The 19,622-nt window shown below is 69.2% G+C and carries 21 protein-coding genes; 10 read left to right on the top strand and 11 right to left on the bottom strand.

Annotated features, from left to right (window positions below; genetic code table 11):
* Positions 1-78: 78 nt before the first annotated feature.
* The gene (locus CGUA_RS02265) at positions 79-1,098 is read right to left on the bottom strand and encodes a polyprenyl synthetase family protein (protein ID WP_290197288.1); all 1,020 of its coding nucleotides are present in this window, start codon (positions 1,096-1,098) and stop codon (positions 79-81) included.
* A 159-nt stretch (positions 1,099-1,257) separates the two neighbouring features.
* Between CGUA_RS02265 and CGUA_RS02260 the strand changes: the two genes are divergently transcribed.
* Positions 1,258-2,511 (top strand): geranylgeranyl reductase family protein, encoded by a 1,254-nt coding sequence (locus CGUA_RS02260; protein WP_290197286.1) that lies wholly within the window; start codon positions 1,258-1,260, stop codon positions 2,509-2,511.
* 49 nt (positions 2,512-2,560) lie between these two features.
* Here CGUA_RS02260 and CGUA_RS02255 read toward each other — a convergent pair whose 3' ends face one another.
* The 6 genes from CGUA_RS02255 to CGUA_RS02230 all read right to left on the bottom strand — a co-directional run bounded on the left by CGUA_RS02255 (position 2,561) and on the right by CGUA_RS02230 (position 9,536).
* On the bottom strand, positions 2,561-3,250 hold the full coding sequence (locus CGUA_RS02255; RefSeq protein ID WP_290197284.1) for a demethylmenaquinone methyltransferase: 690 nt from the start codon (positions 3,248-3,250) through the stop codon (positions 2,561-2,563).
* 24 nt (positions 3,251-3,274) lie between these two features.
* On the bottom strand, positions 3,275-4,471 hold the full coding sequence (locus CGUA_RS02250) for a glycosyltransferase family 4 protein (protein ID WP_290198295.1): 1,197 nt from the start codon (positions 4,469-4,471) through the stop codon (positions 3,275-3,277).
* Positions 4,472-4,506: 35 nt separating this feature from the next.
* On the bottom strand, positions 4,507-4,887 hold the full coding sequence (locus CGUA_RS02245; protein WP_374725059.1) for a DUF3592 domain-containing protein: 381 nt from the start codon (positions 4,885-4,887) through the stop codon (positions 4,507-4,509).
* 86 nt (positions 4,888-4,973) lie between these two features.
* Positions 4,974-6,605, bottom strand: coding sequence for a 2-succinyl-5-enolpyruvyl-6-hydroxy-3-cyclohexene-1-carboxylic-acid synthase (menD, locus tag CGUA_RS02240; protein ID WP_290197282.1), 1,632 nt, complete (start codon positions 6,603-6,605; stop codon positions 4,974-4,976).
* A 25-nt stretch (positions 6,606-6,630) separates the two neighbouring features.
* On the bottom strand, positions 6,631-7,164 hold the full coding sequence (locus CGUA_RS02235; RefSeq protein WP_290197280.1) for a hypothetical protein: 534 nt from the start codon (positions 7,162-7,164) through the stop codon (positions 6,631-6,633).
* A gap of 11 nt (positions 7,165-7,175) precedes the next feature.
* Positions 7,176-9,536 carry an ATP-binding cassette domain-containing protein gene (locus tag CGUA_RS02230; RefSeq protein ID WP_290198293.1) on the bottom strand — a complete coding sequence of 787 codons (2,361 nt, stop codon included), beginning with the start codon at positions 9,534-9,536 and terminating at the stop codon, positions 7,176-7,178.
* 245 nt (positions 9,537-9,781) lie between these two features.
* Here CGUA_RS02230 and CGUA_RS02225 point away from each other — a divergent pair, with 245 nt between their 5' ends.
* Positions 9,782-10,669, top strand: a complete 888-nt coding sequence (locus CGUA_RS02225; protein ID WP_290197278.1) for a putative endonuclease domain-containing protein — start codon at positions 9,782-9,784, stop codon at positions 10,667-10,669.
* Here the strand turns inward: CGUA_RS02225 and CGUA_RS02220 are convergent.
* Positions 10,648-11,661, bottom strand: a complete 1,014-nt coding sequence (locus CGUA_RS02220; protein WP_290197276.1) for an o-succinylbenzoate synthase — start codon at positions 11,659-11,661, stop codon at positions 10,648-10,650. The two genes, CGUA_RS02225 and CGUA_RS02220, sit on opposite strands and share 22 nt — an antisense overlap.
* Positions 11,662-11,684: 23 nt before the next feature.
* Here CGUA_RS02220 and CGUA_RS02215 point away from each other — a divergent pair, with 23 nt between their 5' ends.
* Both CGUA_RS02215 and CGUA_RS02210 read left to right on the top strand, forming a co-directional pair.
* On the top strand, positions 11,685-11,978 hold the full coding sequence (locus CGUA_RS02215) for a 4a-hydroxytetrahydrobiopterin dehydratase (RefSeq protein WP_290197274.1): 294 nt from the start codon (positions 11,685-11,687) through the stop codon (positions 11,976-11,978).
* A gap of 56 nt (positions 11,979-12,034) precedes the next feature.
* Positions 12,035-12,322, top strand: a complete 288-nt coding sequence (locus CGUA_RS02210) for a hypothetical protein (RefSeq protein ID WP_290197271.1) — start codon at positions 12,035-12,037, stop codon at positions 12,320-12,322.
* Positions 12,323-12,326: 4 nt separating this feature from the next.
* Here CGUA_RS02210 and CGUA_RS02205 read toward each other — a convergent pair whose 3' ends face one another.
* Positions 12,327-12,920 carry a Type 1 glutamine amidotransferase-like domain-containing protein gene (locus CGUA_RS02205; RefSeq protein ID WP_290197269.1) on the bottom strand — a complete coding sequence of 198 codons (594 nt, stop codon included), beginning with the start codon at positions 12,918-12,920 and terminating at the stop codon, positions 12,327-12,329.
* A 32-nt stretch (positions 12,921-12,952) separates the two neighbouring features.
* On the opposite strand from CGUA_RS02205, the gene CGUA_RS02200 reads away from it, so the two are divergent.
* From CGUA_RS02200 to CGUA_RS02190, 3 genes are all read left to right on the top strand, one after another.
* Complete coding sequence (locus tag CGUA_RS02200; RefSeq protein ID WP_290197267.1) at positions 12,953-13,912, top strand: 1,4-dihydroxy-2-naphthoyl-CoA synthase; 960 nt, start codon at positions 12,953-12,955, stop codon at positions 13,910-13,912.
* Complete coding sequence (locus tag CGUA_RS02195) at positions 13,912-14,274, top strand: MmcQ/YjbR family DNA-binding protein (RefSeq protein WP_290197265.1); 363 nt, start codon at positions 13,912-13,914, stop codon at positions 14,272-14,274. Before CGUA_RS02200 ends, CGUA_RS02195 begins: the two co-directional genes overlap by 1 nt.
* Before the next feature lie 64 nt (positions 14,275-14,338).
* Positions 14,339-14,689 carry a zinc ribbon domain-containing protein YjdM gene (locus CGUA_RS02190; protein ID WP_290197263.1) on the top strand — a complete coding sequence of 117 codons (351 nt, stop codon included), beginning with the start codon at positions 14,339-14,341 and terminating at the stop codon, positions 14,687-14,689.
* Positions 14,690-14,691: 2 nt separating this feature from the next.
* On the opposite strand, the gene CGUA_RS02185 is transcribed toward CGUA_RS02190, so the two are convergent.
* The gene (locus tag CGUA_RS02185) at positions 14,692-15,873 is read right to left on the bottom strand and encodes a YkvI family membrane protein (protein ID WP_290197262.1); all 1,182 of its coding nucleotides are present in this window, start codon (positions 15,871-15,873) and stop codon (positions 14,692-14,694) included.
* A 76-nt stretch (positions 15,874-15,949) separates the two neighbouring features.
* Here CGUA_RS02185 and CGUA_RS02180 point away from each other — a divergent pair, with 76 nt between their 5' ends.
* Both CGUA_RS02180 and menE read left to right on the top strand, forming a co-directional pair.
* Positions 15,950-16,390, top strand: a complete 441-nt coding sequence (locus CGUA_RS02180; protein WP_290197261.1) for a DoxX family protein — start codon at positions 15,950-15,952, stop codon at positions 16,388-16,390.
* Between the two features lie 21 nt (positions 16,391-16,411).
* Positions 16,412-17,554, top strand: a complete 1,143-nt coding sequence (gene menE, locus CGUA_RS02175; RefSeq protein WP_290197260.1) for an o-succinylbenzoate--CoA ligase — start codon at positions 16,412-16,414, stop codon at positions 17,552-17,554.
* On the opposite strand, the gene CGUA_RS02170 is transcribed toward menE, so the two are convergent.
* Entirely contained in the window at positions 17,538-18,398 is an 861-nt protein-coding gene (locus CGUA_RS02170; RefSeq protein WP_290197259.1) for a glycosyltransferase, read from the bottom strand. The genes menE and CGUA_RS02170 overlap by 17 nt on opposite strands.
* Before the next feature lie 77 nt (positions 18,399-18,475).
* On the opposite strand from CGUA_RS02170, the gene CGUA_RS02165 reads away from it, so the two are divergent.
* The gene (locus CGUA_RS02165; protein ID WP_290197258.1) at positions 18,476-19,378 is read left to right on the top strand and encodes a 1,4-dihydroxy-2-naphthoate polyprenyltransferase; all 903 of its coding nucleotides are present in this window, start codon (positions 18,476-18,478) and stop codon (positions 19,376-19,378) included.
* Positions 19,379-19,622: the final 244 nt, after the last annotated feature.

Genomic DNA, 19,622 nt, shown 5'->3' with positions numbered 1-19,622 from the left:
CTGCACACTCACGTGCGGTGCGGAACACAACATTACTACGAGACCACACCCGGAAAGCAAATCAGCAGGTCACACCGGTTAGCCCACGCGGTGAATCGTGTACTTCGAGAGGGCGCGCAGGGCGTCGGTGGCCGGGCCGGCGGGCAGGCGGGAGATGTAGGACTCCGCCTCGTCGAGGAGCCCCTGGACGACCTGCATGGTGCACGCGCGGCCGGTGGAACGGCGCAGCAGCTCGAGGGCCCGATCCACCTCGGCGTCGTCGGTGAGCGGGCCGGTGAGCAGCGCACGCAGCTCGTCGCCGACCTCCCCCTCCTCCTCGAGCGCATAGAGCACCGGCAGGGTGAACACGCCTTCGCGCAGATCCGTCCCCGGCGTCTTGCCGGAATCGTCGGTGGCGGAGAAGATGTCGATCATGTCGTCGACGATCTGGAAGATCACGCCGATGACGCCGCCGAGGTGGTACAGGGCGTCGACGATCTCCTCGTCCGCGCCGCCGTGCAGCGCGCCGAGGTAACCCGCGGACGCGATGAGCACCCCGGTCTTCTCACGGATGACCTGCATGTAGTGCTCGACGGCGCTGAGCCCGGCGGACTCGCCGACGGTCTCGCGCATCTGGCCGGTGACCAGTTCCTCGAAGGTGTCGGCGAAGTGGCCGACGGTGCGGGTGTCGAGCTGGCTCATCAGCCGGGAGGCATGGGCGAGCAGGATGTCCCCGGCGAGGATGGCCACGGAGTTGCCCCAGCGGGAGTTCGCGGACTCCACCCCACGACGCTTGTCGGCCTCGTCCATCACGTCGTCGTGATAGAGGGTCGCCAGGTGCACGACCTCCACGATGACGGCCGCCTTGACGACCCGCTCGCAGCCCGGCGCCGTGCCGTACTGGGAGGCCAGCAGCGCCATCATCGGGCGGAAACGCTTGCCGCCGGCCTTGGCCAGGTGCGCCACCTTCTCGACGATGAAGGGTTCTCCCCTGGTCAGGGTCGATTCAAGCAGGGCCTCAACGTCAGCCATGCCGGAGCTGATGCGGGCGTTGAGGTCCGCATCACCCAGATCCACGCTCGTGATGTTGCGCGGTGACGGGCTCGGGCCAGTGGTCATGGTGTGGCGATCCTCGGACTCGTGGTGGATTCGCCTCCGAAAGCCGACGAGCGCCCGATATACGGGGCGAAGGAGGCGACGAAAGCGACGGGCAAACTTCCCCACATACCGTAGTCCACCCCACGGGTGAAAAACACTGTCGGGTCGGCGCATGCGACAATGGCGGACGTGTCTGATGTTGCAGTTGATGTCCTCGTCGTCGGCGCCGGGCCCGCCGGTTCCGCCGCCGCCCTCCACGCCGCCCGGGCCGGCCACGAGGTCCTCGTCGTCGAAGCCGGGCCCCTGGGCAGGGACAAGACCTGCGGTGACGGACTCACGCCACGGGCTATTCACCAGCTGGAGCGCCTCGGACTCGCCGACGCCATCACGTCCCACTACGTCAACCATGGCCTGAAACTCCACGGCTACGGCGGCGACGTCACCGCCCCCTGGCCCTCCTCCGCCTACGGCACGCTCGGCTCCGCCATGCCGCGCACCGCGTTCGACGAGTACCTCGCCCGCGCGGCCATCGCCGGCGGCGCGACCGTCTGGGACAACGCGACCGCCACGGCGCCCGACGTCATCGACGGGACGCTCACCCGCGTCACCGTGACCCGTTCCAGCGTCGAATCGACCGTGCGCGCCAGGTGGGTCATCGTCGCCGACGGCGTGCGCTCGACCTTCGGCCGGCAGCTGGGCCGCGAGTGGCACCGCGGGGAGGTCTACGGCATCGCCGCCCGCTCCTATGTGTCGTCCTCGCGCAGCGACGACCCGTGGATGCATTCCCACGTCGAGCTGCGCGACGAGGACGACACGATCCTCCCCGGTTACGGCTGGATCTTCCCGCTCGCCGACGGGACCGTGAACCTCGGCTGCGGCGCCCTCTCCACCGACGCCCGCCCAGCCAGGCTCAACACCAAGAAGCTGCTCGCCCACTACGCCCGCCAGCAGCGTACCGACTGGGGCCTCGGTGAACCCGAACGCGTCACCAGCGCCATGCTCCCGATGGGTGGCGCCGTCTCCGGCGTCGCCGGCAGGAACTGGATGATCATCGGCGACGCCGCCGCCGGCGTGAACCCCCTCAACGGCGAAGGCATCGACTACGGCCTCGAGATGGCCGAGCACGCCGTGACGCTTCTCGACGCCGGCTACGCCGACCTCACCGACGTCTGGCCGCAGCTGCTGCGCGACCGCTACGGCGAGGCGTTCCTGCTCGCCCGCACCGCCGCCAGACTGCTGACCTACCCGAAATTCCTTCCGGCGGTCGGCCCCCTGGCGCTGCGCGGCCCCGTCGGAGCGAGGCTCATGCCCACGGCCGCCCGGCTCATGGCCAACCTCATCACCGACGAGGACCGCGACCTCATGGCCCGCCTGTGGCGCGCCGCCGGGGGCACGGTTTCCGCCGTGCGCCGCGGCACCCCGCTATGGTCCTGAGAACGCCCGACCGTGGGGCCGGGGCGCCCTCCCCTGGGTTCGGGGCCGGCTAGCCCGGCTTGACCGCCGAGTGCAGGGCGACGATGCCCAGCGAGAGGTTCTGGTAGCCGGCGTCGGTCCACCCGTTGTGGTTGATCTGGGCGGCGAGCTCGTCCTGGTCCGGCCAGGCGCGGATGGACTCGGCAAGGTACTCGTAGGACTCCGGGTTGGAGGAGACGACACGCGCGACCTTCGGCAGCAGGCGCATGAGGTACTCCTTGTAGAGCGTCGAAAAGCCCGGCACCACCGGAGTCGAAAACTCGTTGACCAGCAGTCGTCCGCCGGGCTTGGTCACCCGCGCGAACTCGCGCAACGCCGCCTGGTGGTCGTGGATGTTGCGCAGGCCGTAGGTGATGGTGACCGCGTCAAAAGACTCGTCCGCGAAGGGCAGGTGCATGCCGTCGCCCACGACCTTGGGGACGTCGCGCCGGGCGCCGGCGGCCAGCATGCCCTGGGAGAAGTCGCAGGCCACGACCCACGCGCCGGACTTACCCAACTCGACCGTGGAGACGGCCGTACCGGCGGCGACGTCGAGGACCTTCTCCCCCGGCTTCAGGTCGAGCCGCTGGCGGGCGCGCTTGCGCCACCGGGCGTCCTGCCCGAAGGAGATGACCGTGTTGGTCAGGTCGTAGTTCTTCCCGACGTCGTCGAACATCTTCGCGACGTCAAAGGGCTTCTTGTCCAGGTCTGCTCTAGCCACCCGGCCAAGTCTAGCCAGCGCCGCCTACACGCGGGCGCCGAGGGCGCGGGCCGCCCAGGTCGGCAGCGCCGGGAGCTGGCCAAAGAAGGTGAGCGGGTTGCGCTTCGTCGACGCCAGCACCTGGTCGTAGTAACCGAGGAGCTGCTCGCCCAGGGACTCCCAGGTGCGCTCAGCCACGCCCGCCCGGGCATTGGCGCGGAGTTCGGGCAGGCGCGCCTCGTCGAGCAGCCAGTCCGCGGCGGCCGGGAGGTCAGCGGAGAAGGTCGCGACGTCAAGCAGCAGGCCGTTGTGGCGGTCGGTGATGAGATCCACCGGGCCACCGGCACGGGGGCCGATGGTCGGCACACCCGAGGCCTGGGCCTCCTGGATGGCCTGGCAGAAGGTCTCGAACTCGCCGGCGTGGACGAACAGGTCGAGGGAGGCGTAGGCGCGGGCCAGCTCCTCCCCGCCGAGCGCGCCGGTGAACACGGCGCCCGGCATCAGCGACTGCAGCTCCTCGGCCTCGGGGCCGTCACCGACGATGACCAGCTGAATGTCCTCCCGCCCGTGCAGCGGCGCCAGGCGGTGGACGCCCTTCTCGGCGGCGAGGCGGCCGACGAAGCCGACGATCTTCTTCCGGCCGCTCGGATCCCACGCACGGCGCAGCTCAGCGCAGCGCTTCGAGGGGTGGAAACGCTCCGCGTCGACGCCGCGGCCCCAGTGGTTGACGTTGTGGATGCCGTGGTCACGCAGCTCCTGGATGGTCAGGGAGCTGGGCGCCAGCGTCATCTGCGCGGAGTTGTGGATGGTGCGGGTCCACTCCCAGGCGGCCGCGGCGAGCGGGGCGAGGTGATACTTCGTGGCGAAACCGGCGACATCGGTCTGGTACAGCGCGATCGCGGGGATACGCAGGTTGCGGGCGGCGAGCGCGCCCGAGGCACCGAGGACGAAGGGGCTGGCCAGGTGGACGATGTCCGGCTTGTATTCGTACAGCGTCTCCAGCACCGTGGTGTTGGGCACCCCGATCGGCAGCGAATCGATCAGCGGCACCCGCACGCTGGGCACGCGCACGATGGGGAATCCCAGGTAGTCGGCGACCTCCTCCTGGTGGTCCCGGGCGGCCGGAGCGATCACGACCGCATCGACGCCGGTGCGGTGAAAATGCTCCAGCACCCGCAGGACCGAGTTGGTCACTCCGTTGATGTTCGGCAGGAAAGACTCCGCGACGATGGCCACACGCATACTCAGCATTAAACACCTCCCAGGCAAACACACCGTTAAGAATCGGTGTCCGTTCGCCCAATCTTTCTGTGCCCCAGCTTAGCCACACCCCACCACGCCACCACCGCGAGAAACGAGGACACCGCGGCGATCGAGAGCACGGGGATGATCGACAGGGTCCACCGGCGCCCCTCGACCGTCACCAGCCCCGGCTCATCCTTCGCGTAGGTCACCCACACCTGCTGCCCCGGTCCGAGCCCGGAGGGGTAGAGCAGCCCGGTGGCCGGCGAGTGGTACCGGCCCTCCGAGTCCTGGTACTCCACGGTGGTGCGCAGCCAGCTCGCTTCGGTCACCGTCGCCATCGACCTGCCCGGGTCGGAGTGGATGGTGCGGTCATTGAGCCACGCGCCGCCCAGCAGCGCCGCCGACCCGATCATCGCCGTGACCCACAGGGCCAGAACCAGCTGGCGGAGCCGTCGCCGGATCAGCTCCTCATCGAGTCCGCGCAGGTAGGCCAGCAGGTTCACAGTCCGACGGCCGTCCTCAACGCCCGGTCCAGCTCCCGGCGGGTCGCCCGGGTGGTGACCGCCTCGATGACGGTGATGCTGCGGGGATCCTCCGTGGTGTCGGTGAGGTGCTCGAGCAGCTCGCGCAGGTTCTCGGCGCGCAGGTAGTTCGCACCGTAGCCGGCCACCAGGGATTCCAGGTCCGCCTCGTGTGGGGTGCCGAAGGCGCGTTCGAAGCTGTCGCGCAGGGGGGCGGCGCCGATCTCGAGGGATTCGAAGATGCCGCCGCCGTTGTCGTTGGCGACGACGATGGTGAGGTTCTCCGGGGTCGGGTTGTCCGGCCCGATGAGCAGGCCGCCGGCCTCGTGGAGGAAGGTGACGTCACCGAGCAGCGCCACGGTGCGGGGCGCCCGGATCTCGTGGGCGTGGCGGGCCTGGGTGGCCAGGGCGACGCCGATCGCCTGGGATACGGTGCCGTCGATGCCGGCGGCGCCGCGCGGGGCGTAGGCGTCGACCCCGTCGTAGGGCAGGCCCACCAGCGACGCGTCCCGGACCGGGTTCGAGGCCCCGAGAACGACCGTGTCACCGACGCCGAGGCCGTCACTGAGCGCGGCGGCGACGTGGAGGCCGGTGAAGCCGAGGGAGGCGTCGTCAAGCGTCGTGCGCACGGCCTCCGCGGCGGTGTCCGACAGCGCCCGGCAGACCGTCATCCAGCGGGTCTCCGGCTCTCCGGTGGTCCTGACCCGGGTGCCGCGGGCCACGGCGACGCCGGTCGGATCGGTGAAGTCCGCGGTGCGCGACAGCGTGATGACGCGGAGGTCCTCGGCGGCCATGAGCTGCAGCACCGGGCGGTGCAGCGTGGGGTGGCCGACGATGATGATCTGCTGCGGACGGACCCTGGCGACGTAGTCCGCATAGTCGCTCTCGCGGCTGGTGGAGATCTCGCCCCTGGCGAACAGCCCCGCAGCCAGCGGGTGCACCGGGTGGAACGGAGCCGGCGCGGTGGGCTCCGCGATGGTCGGGACGTCCTCCAGCCCCGCCACCTCCCACGCCTCGTCACCGGCGATGACCAGTGTGTCCAGGGAGAGATCCACCGCCACTTCGCCGTGATCGACGAACAGGTCCACCCGCTCGCGGACGGCGCCGCCGACACGTCCCGGCAGCGCGTCGCCGACGAGCGGGGTGTCCAGGGCAACGTTGAGATGCACCGTGGTGGCCCGGAACGCCTCCCCGAAATCGGTGTCCGCGTCGACCTGGACGGTGTCGGCGTAGGAGCCGAAGATGCCGACCTGGTCGATGGTCTGGGAGGCGCCGGTGCCGATGAAGCGGGCCGGGCGGTCCGCCGACACGATCACCAGGGGCGTGTGGGAGGACGCGGATTCCACGACGGCCGGCAGGCAGTTGGCGACCGCCGTGCCCGAGGTGGTCACCACCGCGACATGGCGGCCCGTGACCCGGGCCATGCCGAGCGCGAGGAAGGCGGCGGAACGCTCATCGAGGCGGACGTGGACGCGCAGGTCCTCGCGTGCCAGCAGGGCCAGGGACAGCGGCGAGTTGCGCGAACCCGGGCACAGCACCACGTCGGTCACATGGTGGGCGAGACGGTCGGCGACGTGGGCGGCAAGTTCCGGGGAGGACGGTTCAGACATGCCGACCAGTCTACGAGAACGCCGGTTAAGGAGCGGGTGCCGGCTCGTCGGCGCCGCCCTGGCTCAGCAGGTCGTTGAGGAAACCCTCCACGTCGATGCCGCCCGAGGGCAGCTCACTCGGGATTTCGCTCGGGAGTCCGCTCGGAATCTCCGAGGGAACGGAGAAGGGCAGCCCCTCCTCCGTCACCGTGACCGTCGTCGGCGGGGCGAGGGAGGTCGACACGCTCGTCTCGGTCACCGTCGCCGGCTGACGGTCCGCGCGGGCGGCGGCGTCCTGCCAGAGGAAGTAGAGGATGCCCGCCGCCACCAGCGCGACCAGGAAGAGCACCGACATGATCATCGCCAGGGCGCCGGGGCCGCGCTTCTCCTCGGCCGGCTCCTCGTAGTGTTCGTACTGCTGGTACTGGGGCTGCTCATACTGGGGCTGCTGGAACTGCTGTCGCCCACCCGCGAAATCCCGGTCGGCGTAGGAATCCTCGGGATAGCGGCTGAACTGCTGGGTCTGGTCGTTGTTCGGCTCGTTCTCGCCGGGGAAGTGCTGGCGTGGGCGGTCGTTCATGGGCGTTGATCCTAGCCCCTCCGGGCTGCCAACGCCCTGCCCGTGGGAGTCGGTGACGCTGTCAGTTCCGCGGGCGTGGCGTCAGCGATGATCCGGCCGCCCTCTTCCCCCGCGCCGGGCCCCATCTCGATGACGCGGTCCGCGGCGGCGAGGGTGGCCAGGTCGTGCTCCACGACGAGGACGGTGTCGCCGGCGTCGACGAGCCGGTGGAGCTCGCGGTTCAGGCGCGCGGAATCGGCCGGGTGGAGGCCGGTGGTCGGCTCGTCGAGGAGGTGGAGCGTGTGGCCCCGGCGCGCCCGGGACAGCTCACGGGCGACCTTGATGCGCTGCGCCTCCCCGCCCGACAGCTCCGGCGCGCCCTGCCCGAGGCGCAGGTAGCCCAGCCCCACGGCCTGCAGCGAGTCCAGCGCCCGGCGGATCCTGCCCTCCCCGGCGAAGAACTCCGCCGCCTCGTCGACGGTCATGCCCAGCACCTGCGCGACGGTGGCTCCCCGCCAGGTGACCTCGAGGGTTTCCGCGTTGTAGCGCGCGCCCCGGCACGTCGGGCACTGGGTGTAGGAACCCGGCAGGAACACCAGTTCCACCTCGATCGTGCCCTCACCCTGGCAGGTCGGGCACTGGCCCGCCTTGACGTTGTAGGAGAAGCGCGAGACCGTCCATCGGCGTTTCCTCGCCTCCGCCGTGCCTGCGAACAGCCGGCGCACGTCGTCGAAGAAGCCGACGTAGGTCGCCAGGCAGGAGCGCGGGGTGCGCCCGATCGGGCGCTGGGTGATCTGCACCAGCCGGTCGATCTCGCCGTGCACCTGCGTGACGACGCCCGGGTGTTCCCCTTCGCCGCCGCCCAGAGCCTCGGCGATGACGTTCATCAGCGTGGTCTTGCCCGATCCGGACACCCCGGCGATGGCGGTGAACTGGCCCAGCCCGACGCGCAGGTCAAGGTCCCGGATCGAGCGCGCCGTGATGCCCGCCAGCGTCAGGTGACCGCTGGCCGGGCGGGGTCGGCTGTTCGGAGTCAGGCCCCGGTGCGCCAGCGCGTGGCCCGTCGGCGTCTGCGCGTCGTAGGTGTCCGGCGGCCCGGAGTAGACGATCTCTCCCCCGCCCTCACCGGCCGCCGGGCCGACGTCGACCAGCCAGTCCGACTGGGCCACCAGGTCCATGTCGTGCTCCACCAGCAGAACGGAATTGCCCTGCCCGATGAACCGGCGGACCAGAGCCGAGACCGCAGTGCGCTCCACCGGGTGCAGCCCCGCGCTCGGCTCGTCCAGGACATAGGCCACCCCGAACAGGCCGCTGCGGAGCTGACCCGCCAGGCGCAGCCGCTGGGATTCGCCGCCGGAGAGCGTGCGCGCCGGGCGATCCAGCGAGAGGTGGCCGAGGCCCAGCTCGATGGTCGAGTCGACGATGGGCGCCAGCGCCTCGAGCAGCAGTCTTTCGGCCTCGCTGGCGGGGTCGGTGCGGTGGGCGTCGACAAGCGTCTTGAGCCTGGTCAGTGACAGGGCGTTGAGTTCGTCGATGGGCAGCCCCGCCCACCTCACCGTCAGCGCCTCCGCGGAGAGCCGGCGGCCGTGGCAGGTCGGGCACTCGTGTTCCTCCATGAAACTGATCGCGCGCCTGCGCAGCGTGTCCGATTCCGTCTCCGCGAGCGTCTTGCGCAGGTAGGACGCCACCGAACGCCAGATGCCCTGGTACTGCTTCTCCACCTGGTCGGCCCGCCGGTCCGGGGTGACGGTGACCTCCGGGCGCTCGTCGGTGAACAGAATCCAGTCGCGGGTGTCCCGGTCGAGCTCCCGCCACGGGGTGTCCATGGGAAAGCCCAGCGTGTCGAGGATGTCGCGGAAGTTCTTGCCCGCCCACGCGCCCGGCCAGGCGGTGATCGCCCCCTCGTTGATCGTCTTGTCCGGTTCGCGCACCATGCTGGCCTCGGTGGGCACGTACTCCACGCCGGTGCCGTGGCAGGTCGGGCACATGCCGACCGCCGTGTTCGCGCTGAAGTGGTCCGAGTCCAGGTGCCCGACGCCGGCCGGGTAGTCGCCCGTGCGGGAATAGAGCAGCCGGACGGTGTTGCTCATGGTGGACACCGTGCCGACCGTCGACCGTGCCCCACCCACCGACGTGTTCTGCCGCAGGGCGACCGTCGGCGGCAGCCCGTTGACCTGCTCGACCTGAGGGTCGGTGGCGCTGCCGATCAGCCGCCGCGCGAACGGCGCGACCGACTCGAAGTACCGGCGCTGCCCCTCCCCGTGGATGGTGCCGAACGCCAGGCTTGATTTGCCCGACCCGGATATGCCCGTCACGGCCACCAGCTGGTTTCTCGGAATGTCGACGTCGACGTTCTTGAGGTTGTGCAGGTGGGCGCCGCGGATTTCGATCATGTTGCTCATCGACGGCCAGTGTAGGCCGGGAGGTGGCCGGGGCATTCGGTACACGGGGATGAAACGTGACCTGGGGTTTTAGGGCTGCAAGGTTGCTGCGCGTGCACCAACTGCCCACCCTCACGATCCAGCGTGGCATTCGGTACACGGGCCAGAAACGCGACCTGGGGTTTTAGGGCTGCAGGGTGGCTGCGCGTGCACCAACTGCCCGGAACCTTCGCCCGATCCCCCAAGTCCAAATACGCGTGGATGGAATTTTTACGACGCAGCAGCTCAACGAGCTCGGATTCAACAGCACGCAGATCAATCGAAAGCTGGGAACATCACTCCACCGGATCGAGAACGGCCTGTACCGGAACCGCGAACTGAGCGTCCCGGAGACCATGTCGGCTCTGCAACGGCATCGTCCGACTCTGGTTTTCACCGGGGACACCGCCTACGACCTCTATCGGCACCTGGTTCCGACGTTGCCGCTGAGCGCGACAGGGCCCAAAGCACGAACGACGGAGTTGCTCCGGATGACCCGCTCGCGACGCACCGGCCACCGGCTCGTCGACGGTTTCCGAGTGGTCAGCCCGCTGCGGGCGGCGGCGGGCGTCGACGAGAGAACCGGACGGCTCGCGGCGTTTCTCGAGGAGCAGTACGCCAGCTGGCGCGGGCGCGATCAGTTCACGATGGATCTGAAGGAACTCACCCCCGCGGAGAAGGCCCTGCTCCAACCTGCGCTCGACCGGGCCACGATCGGTGCTTCCAGCCGGTGGGAACGCCAGGTCATCGAACGGCTGGGGAAGATCGGCCTGGACCCCGTCCCCAACTATCGCCTGGGCCCGTATCACTGGGATCTCGGATTCCGGCACGGCTCGACGGTCCTGGACCTGGACAGCGACCGACACCACGGCAGCGGGGTGAAGGACCGGACCTTCATCGTCGACCGGTGGAAGACCAACCACGCGGTGCGCGCCGGGTGGGCGCCGTTGCGGTACACCAACTACTGCACCGATCACGCCATGAAGTGGCTGGTCAGGGAACTCGCGAACACCCTGGAAGCGAGACGAAAAGATCCCTCAACCCGCTACGGTCGGGACTTCCCCGAACCCGGCGTGTGGAATTTTCATCTCTGGATCAGCGGATAGGCCTCGCGGACGCGGTTGAACCACCAGTCGCGGCGATCGGCCGGGGCGGCCAGCGTCTCCAGACGCGACAGAGACGGGGTGCGCGGGGCGACGGGCAGGTGGCCGTCGACGAGCTCGAGCGGTTCGGCGACGTCCTCGACGAACAGCTGCCCGGTGGCAAGGCCGGCGGCGTTGGGGCGGACGTCGATGCCGTCGTCGTCGATGTGCGCGTCGAAGGCGGCCACGGCGGCCAGACCCGCGTTGATGCCGACGGCGGTGTCGAGGGCGGAGGCGACGGTGATGTCCATGTGGTGGTTGACGTGGAGGTCACGGGCGAGCCCCATGGTCCGGCGCACGCCGCCGAGCGGGGCGACCTTGACCACGGCGACGTCGGCGGCCTGCTTTTCGGCGACCAGGTACGGATCGGAGGCGCGGCGGATGGACTCGTCGGCGGCGACGCGACAGAAGATGCCGGAGCGCTGCAGGGTCATGCGGACCTCGCGGAGCTCGTCGACGGTGGCGCACGGCTGCTCGAGGTAATCGAGGGGACCGAGTGCCTTGGCCGCCTCGACGGCCTCGGCGACGGTCCAGCCGCGGTTGGCGTCGACGCGGATGACGGCATGGGGCACGAGCTCACGCACCCTGGCGACGCGGGCGACGTCGTCGGCGAGGGTCTGGCCCGGCTCGGCGACCTTCACCTTGAACACCCGGCAGCCCGGGTAACGGGCGACGACGGGTTCGACCTCGTCGGCGGGGACGGCCGGAATGGTGCCGTTGACCTCCACGCGGTCGCGCACCGGCGTCGGGAAGCCCTCCCACGCGGCCTCGACGCCGGAAGCCAGCCAGGAGGACGATTCAAGGGCGTCGTATTCGAGGAAGGGCGAGAACTCGCCCCAGCCGGCGGGGCCGTCGATGAGCAGCGCCTCCCGGGTGGTGATGCCGCGGAATTTCATCCGCATGGGAAGGGCGACGACGTGGGAGCGCTCGAGGATTTCGTCAACGGTAGGGTTCATGCGGTTCATAGTAGGTTGGGCCCATGAGCAACCCGAAGAAAGTACTGTCCGAGAAGCAGATCGCAGACCAGCTCCCGGAAGGCTGGGAATTCATCGAGGGCGAGATCGTCGCCGACTTCAAGACCGGTGACTTCGCCACCGGAGTGAAGTTCGTCCGGGCCATCGGCGACGCCGCCGAGCGGGCCAACCACCACCCCGACGTGCTGCTGACTTATCCGGAGGTCACGGTCTCCCTCAGCTCGCACGACGTCAGCGGGATCACCTCGCGCGACATCGACCTGGCCACGCAGATCAATAAGCTCTTCGACTCGATTTAGGCGCCAATCACGTAATGTGGGTCACAGTCCCCTCCCTCAAGGCAAGGATCAGACCCATGCTGAACCGCAGAATCGCCGCCCTCACCGCCGCTGCGGGAATCACGACGGCCGCGCTCGTGACCCCCGCCGCCGCCGCGCAGTCGCTGCAGCACGACCCCACCTCCTCGCAGATGCCCTTCGCCGACACCTTCTCCAGCCAGGAACCGCTGAAGTCCATCGGCCAGGGCGCCTTCACCATCGTCGGCTCCGCGCTGTGGACGCCGTTCATCCTGTCCGCCATGGCCTCGAGCCTGTTCGGGCCGCAGTGCAACCTTGTCGACACGAGCGGCTGCGAGATTCGCTAGACCGTCAGACGAGGTGGGTTCCGTCGTCGTCGACGAGCAGCGCCTGCCCGTCGTGAAGCAGCACCAGCTTCCAGTCCGCCCCGTAGGTGCGCACCGTCTCGGCGAAGACGTCCATGGAGAACGGCGGGTTGTCGCCGAGGTGCGGAATGATGACGTAGTCGGTGAGCCCGAGGCCCGAGTAGTCGCTCAGCGGGCCGGCCAGCCCGGGATCATCCATCAGGCTGACCGGCTCAATGCTGGGGCCGGCCAGCACCGCCCCGGCGCTGGTGCCGATGTAGGGCAGGCCGGCGAGGACGTGGCGGCGCAGGACCTCAAAGTTGCCGGTGGTGCGCAGGACCCCCAGGAGGTCGAAGGTCTCGCCGCCGGCGACGTAGACGCCGTCGACTTCGCCGAGGACGCGGTCAGTCTCGGCTGGCGCGGTGGCGGCCAGCGGCAGCTCGACGATCTCCAGTCCGTGCCCGCGCAGCATCTCGCGTTCCACGTTGACCCACTCGGTCTTGTGGGCGAAGGAACGGGTGGCGTCGGGGACGTAGGCGACGCGGCCGGTCACGAAGGAGCCGATCGACTCGTGGCCGAAGGAGGTCAGCAGCAGTCTCATGCCGCCCAGGGTAGGCCTCTAGACTCGGGCGCATGAGTAACTACAGCACCGAGCAGCCGTTTGACCCCACCCAGTGGAAGGTCGTTGAGGGATTCGAGGGTCTGACCGACCTGACCTACCACCGCCACGTCGGCGAGACCCGCCGGGACGGCGTCGTCCGCATCGCCTTCGACCGCCCGGAGGTGCGCAACGCCTTCCGCCCGCACACGGTGGACGAGCTCTACCGGGCCCTCGATCACGCCCGGCGCGACCCGAGCGTGGGTGTGGTGCTGCTGACCGGCAACGGCCCGAGCGAAAAGGACGGCGGCTGGGCGTTCTGCTCCGGCGGCGACCAGCGCATCCGTGGCCGCTCGGGTTACCAGTACGCCACCTCCCACGAGTCCAATGACGCGGAGGCCGGCTCCGAGACCGTGGACCTCAACCGCGTCAAGGCCGAGGGCGGCCGCCTCCACATCCTTGAGGTCCAGCGCCTCATCCGCACCATGCCGAAGGTGGTCATCGCCGTGGTCAACGGCTGGGCGGCCGGGGGCGGGCACTCCCTGCACGTGGTGTGCGACCTGACCATCGCCTCGCGCCAGGAGGCGAGGTTCAAGCAGACCGACGCCGACGTGGGCTCCTTCGACGCCGGCTACGGTTCGGCCTACCTGGCGAAGATGGTCGGCCAGAAGTTCGCCCGCGAGATCTTCTTCCTGGGCCGGACCTACAGCGCCGAGGACATGCACCGCATGGGCGCGGTCAACATCGTCGCCGACCACGGTTCGCTGGAGGCGGAGGCCATCCAGGTCGCCCGCGAGATCAACGGCAAGTCCCCGACCGCCCAGCGCATGCTGAAGTTCGCCTTCAACCTCACCGACGACGGGCTGATGGGCCAGCAGGTCTTCGCCGGCGAGGCGACCCGCCTGGCCTACATGACCGACGAGGCCGTGGAGGGCAAGGAGGCCTTCCTCAACAAGCGCGAGCCGAACTGGGACGAGTTCCCCTTCTACTACTGATGCTCGTCGACGCGGTCCTGGCCTACGCCCGCGAGCACCTGGCCACCGAGCCGGTGCTGCCCTGGCCGGAACTCCACCCCGACAACCGAGCGCTCAAGCACGCCTCGGGGAAGTGGTTCGGGATGCTCATGCGGCTGCCGTACGCGACGGTGGGCGTCGACAAGCCGGGCAGGGTGGACGTGCTCAACCTCAAGGCGGAGCCGGAGCTTGTCGACGCGCTGGTCACCCGCCCGGGCTTCACCCGCGGGTACCACATGAACAAGCGGCACTGGGTGAGCGTGCGCCTCGACGGCACCGTCGACGAGGAGGACGTGCTCGACCTGCTGCACGCCAGTTTCCTGCTCACCGGCGGGAAGGGCTGAGGCGGGCTTGGCCGGGGCTAAGCTGGGACGTCAGGAACCACCGAGCAGAAAGGCTGAGCCGGACATGGCTGACCAGATCCCCCCGTGCCCCGAGTGCGGCAGCGAGTACACCTACGAGGACGGCGGCATCGTCGTCTGCCCGATGTGCAACCACGAGTTCGCGCCGGGCGCCTCGTCTGACGCGGAGCCGGAAGCCCGGGTCTTCCGCGACTCCGTGGGCAACGAGCTGGCCGACGGCGACACCGTCACCGTCACCGTCAATCTCGACGTCAAGGGCGGCTCCCCCATCAAGCGCGGCACCAAGGTCCCCAAGATCAAGCTGCTCGACGAGCCGGTCAACGGCCACGACATCTCCGCCACCGTCCCCGGCGCCGGTCAGATGTACCTGAAGACCTCGGTGGTCAAGAAGGCCTAGGCCTAATCCTCCATCGCCTGGCGGACGTCTGTCACGTCCAGGTTCGACGCCTTGACCTCCTCAATGATCTCCACCTCCCGCCCGCGGCGCCAGAGCTGTTCGATTCTGACGCGGCGGGCGGATTCGTCGTTGATGCGCCCGCGCGCGCGGAACCAGGCGACGAGCATGACGGCGATGAGCAGCAGGCCGATGTAGCCGAGGACCGGGTAGACGTAGCCGACGAGGTTCTTGAAGCCGAGGAAGCTGAGGACGAAGCCGACGAGCACGGTGATCGAGTAGATGAGGAAGAATCGCCCGCCCCACCAGGCGGAGATGCGCTTGGCCAGGGCGTAGAACATGCCCAGGGCCGTATTGAAGATCATCCCGAAGACGACCACGGCCATGACCTGCCCCAGCCAGGGGTGGATGTCGCCGACGAGGGTGAGCATCGGCATGTCGTCGTCGCCGACGGTCTGCACCGCGAGGAAGAGCGTCACCGCGGAGATGACCAGGAGGAACGAGTACAACAGGCCGCCGAGGAGGCCGCCGTAACCGGCCAGGCGCGGATGGAACATGGCGCCGCCGATGACGATGGCCATGGACACGGCGACCATGAGGTTGAAGCCGACGTAGTTGACGGCGGCGACGGCCCAGTGCGGCAGCGGGGACCCCACGGCCTGCGCCGAGACGTCGAGATCGGCGAAGGAGACGTGATCGGTGAAGAAGATCACATAAAGCGAGGCGACCGTCAGGAAGAAGATGATGAACGGGGTGATCGCACCGATGACGTTGGTGACCTTGTTGACGTCGAGAAGCCCGCTGGCCAGCACAAGCGCGACCATGAGCAGTGCGCCGACCCAGGTCGGCAGCCCCCACTGCTGGTTGAGGTTGGCGCCGGCGCCGGCGAACATGACGAAACCGGTGCTGAACAGCGTCACGATCACCCCCAGATCGAGGACGCGGGAGAAGATCGGGTGCGAGACCCGGTCGAACACCTCGCCGTGCTCGGCGGCCTGGAAATAGGAGCCGAGCTGGAGAATGATCATCGCCATCACGGTCATGACCACGGCCGACAGCACCACCCCCCACAGCCCGTTGATGCCGAAGCCGACGAAGTACTGCATGACTTCCTGACCGGACGCGAAGCCTGCGCCGACGATGATGCCGACGAAGGCGAGCGCTACACGAAGAACTTGCACAATCATGGCGTAATCGTACTCACAAACAATCGCACCCCGTTGATAGTTTGAAGATTAAACCATCTCGTGTATGTTCGCTGACATGACAACGTTCACCAATGCTTCCGCTGTTCTCGCCCGCCTCGTCCTCGGCGTCGTGCTCATCGCCCACGGCTGGGACAAGTTCGCCATGACCGGCCTTGAGGGCATCTCCGGCTACTTCGCCTCCATCGGCATCCCGGCCGCCGGCGCCGCCGCCCCGCTCGTCGCCGCCTTCGAGATCATCGCCGGCATCCTCATCATCCTGGGCCTGGGCACCCGCATCGTCGGCGGCCTGCTCGCCCTCCAGATGCTCGTCGCCGCCCTCACCGCCCACGTCGCCTACGGCATCTTCGCCGCCAACGGCGGCTGGGAGCTTGTCGGCGTCATCGGCGCCGCCGGCCTGCTGCTCGCCGCCCACGGCGCCGGCGCCTGGTCCGTCGACTCCGTCCTCGCCGCCCGCCGCACCACCACCACCGAGACCCGCACCCCGGCCTACGCCTAACCCCCGGGCTACGATGTAGCCGTGAACCGCCCCCTCGAACTGCTGCCCGTCGATCCCCACCACCCGACCGCCATCCTCGGCGATCTGGAGGAGGCGATCGCCGGGCAGCGTTCCCTTTTGCCGGTCCCCGCCCACGACGCCGCCCGGCGCGAACTGCTGCGCGCCACCCTCGCCCCCGGCACCCCCGTCGACGAGGACACCGCCCTCGTCGTGGCCACCTCCGGCTCCACCGGACCGCCCAAGGGCGCGCTGCTCTCCCCCGTCAACCTCGTCAGCTCCGCCGACGCCACCCACCGATTCCTGGGCGGGGCGGGCCAGTGGCTGCTGGCCATGCCCGCCCACCACATCGCGGGGCTGCAGGTGCTCGTCCGCTCCCTGGTCGCCGGCGTCGACCCCCTGGCCATCGACGTCTCCGCGGGCTTCTCCGTCCCGGCTTTCGCCGCCGCCTCCCGGGAACTCGCCGAGACCGGCGACCGCGTCTACACCTCCCTGACCCCGCATCAGCTGGGCAAGGCCATGGACAGCCTGGAAGGTATCGAGGCCCTGCGGCTCTTCGACGCCGTCCTCGTCGGCGGCGCCGCCATCAACCCGACGCTGCTCGCCGCTGCGCGGGCCATGCAGATCACGGTCGTCACCACCTACGGCTCCTCCGAGACCTCCGGGGGCTGCGTCTACGACGGCACCCCCCTGCCCGGCGCGCAGGTGGAGGTCGACCCCGACGGGCGTATCCATCTCGGTGGCCCCATGATCGCCCACGGTTACCGCAACATGCCCGGACACGAGGCCTTCGCCCGTCCCGGCTGGTTCGCCACCTCCGACGGCGGTCGGTTGGACGGGGGGAAGTTGACCGTCACCGGCCGCCTCGACGCGGTCATCGATTCCGGGGGCATGAAACTGCACCCCGAAGTCCTCGAAAGGGAGATGCTGCAGGTGCCGGGAGTCTCCGAGGCCTGCGTCGTCGGAGTCCCCCACGAACGCTTCGGTCAGGCCATCGTCGCCGCCTACGTCGGCGAGGCCGAGGTCGGCGACGTCCTCGACGGACTGGCCCACCTGCCCCGCTGGCAGATCCCCAAGGACATTCGCCGCGTAACACAGCTGCCCCTGATCGGGCCGGGCAAAGTGGACCGGCAGGGCGTCGTCAAGCTCTTCAACGCGCGGCCTTGAGCACCGCCACGTCGTCGTCGGTGTAGGCCTGCGCGATCTGGGCGTCATTGCCGCCGAACATCGTGTTGTGGAAGGACAGCGCCGTCATCTGGGTCGCCGGGATCACCGCGAAATTGCGGGACTGCCCCGACACCTGCCGCACCTCATGGCCCGAACGCAGGGCACACAGGTGCAGCCACACGTCGTCGGCGCGCGGACTGACCCCCATGAAACGCGTGCCCTGCCCGACGACGTAGGAGATGAACGAGGCCGGGTAGAGCACCCCCGAGACCCCGGTGGCGAAATTGCGGGCGGTGGGACGGGTGCCGGTCACCGGTTTCCAGCGCCGGTAGGGCGCGACCCCCTCGTCGTTGAGCTTGACCCGGTGCGCCCGGTGCGCCACGATCCGATCCGGGCTGATGTCGTTGGCGAGCACCAGCCGCTCGAGGAACCACTCGGGGTAGATGATGTCGTCGTCGGCCGTGACCACCCGGGTGGCCGTGCCCGCCACGTCGTTGAAGGTCCCCCAGTACTTGGTGTGCGGACCATAGTCCCCATCCGAGCAGCGCACCCGCAGCCCCCGGTCGACGAGGCGGCGCAGCGGGGCCGGCCACGGCGCGTCAAAGTCCTTCTTGTCCAGCCACAGCACCATCGGCGCGACCATGTTGCCCCGGGCCAGGGACTCCAGCGCGTAATGGACATGCGCCAGCCGGGCGCCGTGGGTGGTCATGGAAATGACCACGCCGGCGGGGGTGGCGTCCGGCAGCCGCTCCCTCGACACCCGGTTGAGGATGGCCAACGGAACCAGCCGCACCAGGGTGACCACCAGACTGACGGCCTGACCAAGCCCATAACGAATCCACATACGCACCTTCCCGTTCGGACTTGTTCACTCTAGACCCTCCCGGACACTTCGCCGACGAATGAGGAACAATGTTGACCATGTCTACAACGCGTTACCCCGCAACCCGGCGCGACTGGTTTCAGGCCGCCCGCCCCCACACCTGGGCCAACGCCTGGGCGCCGGTCATCGTCGGCACCGGCGCCGCCGCCTACGACGGGGCCTCCCACCACTGGGGCCGCGCCCTGCTGGCGCTCATCGTCGCCTGGGCGCTGATCATCGGCGTCAACTACGCCAACGACTACTCCGACGGCATCCGCGGCACCGACGAGGACCGCACCGGCCCGGCCCGCCTCACCGGCGGCGGACTGGCCAAACCCGCGCACGTGAAGCGGGCGGCGTTCATCGCCTTCGGCGTCGCGGCGGTCGCCGGCGTCGCGCTCTCGCTGTGGTCGGCCTGGTGGTTCATCCTCGTCGGCGCCGTCGCCATCCTCGGTGCCTGGTTCTACACCGGAGGCAAGAACCCCTACGGCTACCGGGGGCTCGGCGAGGTCGCCGTCTTCGTCTTCTTCGGCCTCGTCGCCGTGCTCGGCACCCAGTACACCCAGTCAGGCTCGATCACCTGGGTCGGCGCACTGGCGGCCGTGGCCATCGGGTCGATCTCCGCGTCGGTCAACCTGGCCAACAACATCCGCGACATCCCCTCCGACCGCGACACCGGCAAGATCACCCTCGCCGTGCGCCTCGGCGACACCGGATCCCGGCGCCTTTTCACCATGCTGTCCTCCGTTCCCTTCATCGTCTCCCTCATCTACTTCTTCGCGTGGTGGCCGCTGATGCTCGGCGTGGTCGCCTCTCCCCTGGTGGCCCCGGGCAACCTGGCGATGCGGCGCGGGGTGGCCGGCCGCGACCTCATCCCGGTCATCGGCTCCACCGGAAAGGCCATGCTCGCCTGGGCCGTCATCACCGCCATCGCCATGTTCGTCGGCGGGTACGTGCGCTGAGTCGGATCGGGGGCCTGGGGCGGGCGTCCCCGGGAAATCCCGACACCCAGGGTGAGAACCCCAGGGTGAGTCCGTTTCGGGCCCCAAACACCAGGGTCACCGCTGACCCGGGGGTTCTCACCCTGGGGTTGGTGATTTCCGTGGGGCGGGAAAAGTGGGGTCCCGACCGGTCCACGGATCTGCGCCCACGACACACCGACGGGCACCGCCGCCCGAGCCGGACGTATGATCTAGCGGCATACTC

The sequence above is a fragment of the Corynebacterium guangdongense genome (genome assembly GCF_030408915.1).
GTDB lineage: Bacteria > Actinomycetota > Actinomycetes > Mycobacteriales > Mycobacteriaceae > Corynebacterium > Corynebacterium guangdongense.
This window is presented reverse-complemented; position numbering and strand designations above follow the sequence as displayed.

Bases quoted from the DNA above. Each gene is read 5' to 3' on its own strand.
- CGUA_RS02265 (WP_290197288.1), bottom strand. From the start codon at position 1,098: ATGACCACTGGCCCGAGCCCGTCACCGCGCAACATCACGAGCGTGGAT.
- CGUA_RS02260 (WP_290197286.1), top strand. From the start codon at position 1,258: ATGGCGGACGTGTCTGATGTTGCAGTTGATGTCCTCGTCGTCGGCGCC.
- CGUA_RS02250 (WP_290198295.1), bottom strand. From the start codon at position 4,471: ATGCGTGTGGCCATCGTCGCGGAGTCTTTCCTGCCGAACATCAACGGA.
- CGUA_RS02245 (WP_374725059.1), bottom strand. From the start codon at position 4,887: ATGATCGGGTCGGCGGCGCTGCTGGGCGGCGCGTGGCTCAATGACCGC.
- menD (WP_290197282.1), bottom strand. From the start codon at position 6,605: ATGTCTGAACCGTCCTCCCCGGAACTTGCCGCCCACGTCGCCGACCGT.
- CGUA_RS02235 (WP_290197280.1), bottom strand. From the start codon at position 7,164: ATGAACGACCGCCCACGCCAGCACTTCCCCGGCGAGAACGAGCCGAAC.
- CGUA_RS02230 (WP_290198293.1), bottom strand. From the start codon at position 9,536: ATGATCGAAATCCGCGGCGCCCACCTGCACAACCTCAAGAACGTCGAC.
- CGUA_RS02220 (WP_290197276.1), bottom strand. From the start codon at position 11,661: ATGAACCCTACCGTTGACGAAATCCTCGAGCGCTCCCACGTCGTCGCC.
- CGUA_RS02215 (WP_290197274.1), top strand. From the start codon at position 11,685: ATGAGCAACCCGAAGAAAGTACTGTCCGAGAAGCAGATCGCAGACCAG.
- CGUA_RS02210 (WP_290197271.1), top strand. From the start codon at position 12,035: ATGCTGAACCGCAGAATCGCCGCCCTCACCGCCGCTGCGGGAATCACG.
- CGUA_RS02205 (WP_290197269.1), bottom strand. From the start codon at position 12,920: ATGAGACTGCTGCTGACCTCCTTCGGCCACGAGTCGATCGGCTCCTTC.
- CGUA_RS02200 (WP_290197267.1), top strand. From the start codon at position 12,953: ATGAGTAACTACAGCACCGAGCAGCCGTTTGACCCCACCCAGTGGAAG.
- CGUA_RS02195 (WP_290197265.1), top strand. From the start codon at position 13,912: ATGCTCGTCGACGCGGTCCTGGCCTACGCCCGCGAGCACCTGGCCACC.
- CGUA_RS02190 (WP_290197263.1), top strand. From the start codon at position 14,339: ATGGCTGACCAGATCCCCCCGTGCCCCGAGTGCGGCAGCGAGTACACC.
- CGUA_RS02185 (WP_290197262.1), bottom strand. From the start codon at position 15,873: ATGATTGTGCAAGTTCTTCGTGTAGCGCTCGCCTTCGTCGGCATCATC.
- CGUA_RS02180 (WP_290197261.1), top strand. From the start codon at position 15,950: ATGACAACGTTCACCAATGCTTCCGCTGTTCTCGCCCGCCTCGTCCTC.
- CGUA_RS02170 (WP_290197259.1), bottom strand. From the start codon at position 18,398: ATGTGGATTCGTTATGGGCTTGGTCAGGCCGTCAGTCTGGTGGTCACC.
- CGUA_RS02165 (WP_290197258.1), top strand. From the start codon at position 18,476: ATGTCTACAACGCGTTACCCCGCAACCCGGCGCGACTGGTTTCAGGCC.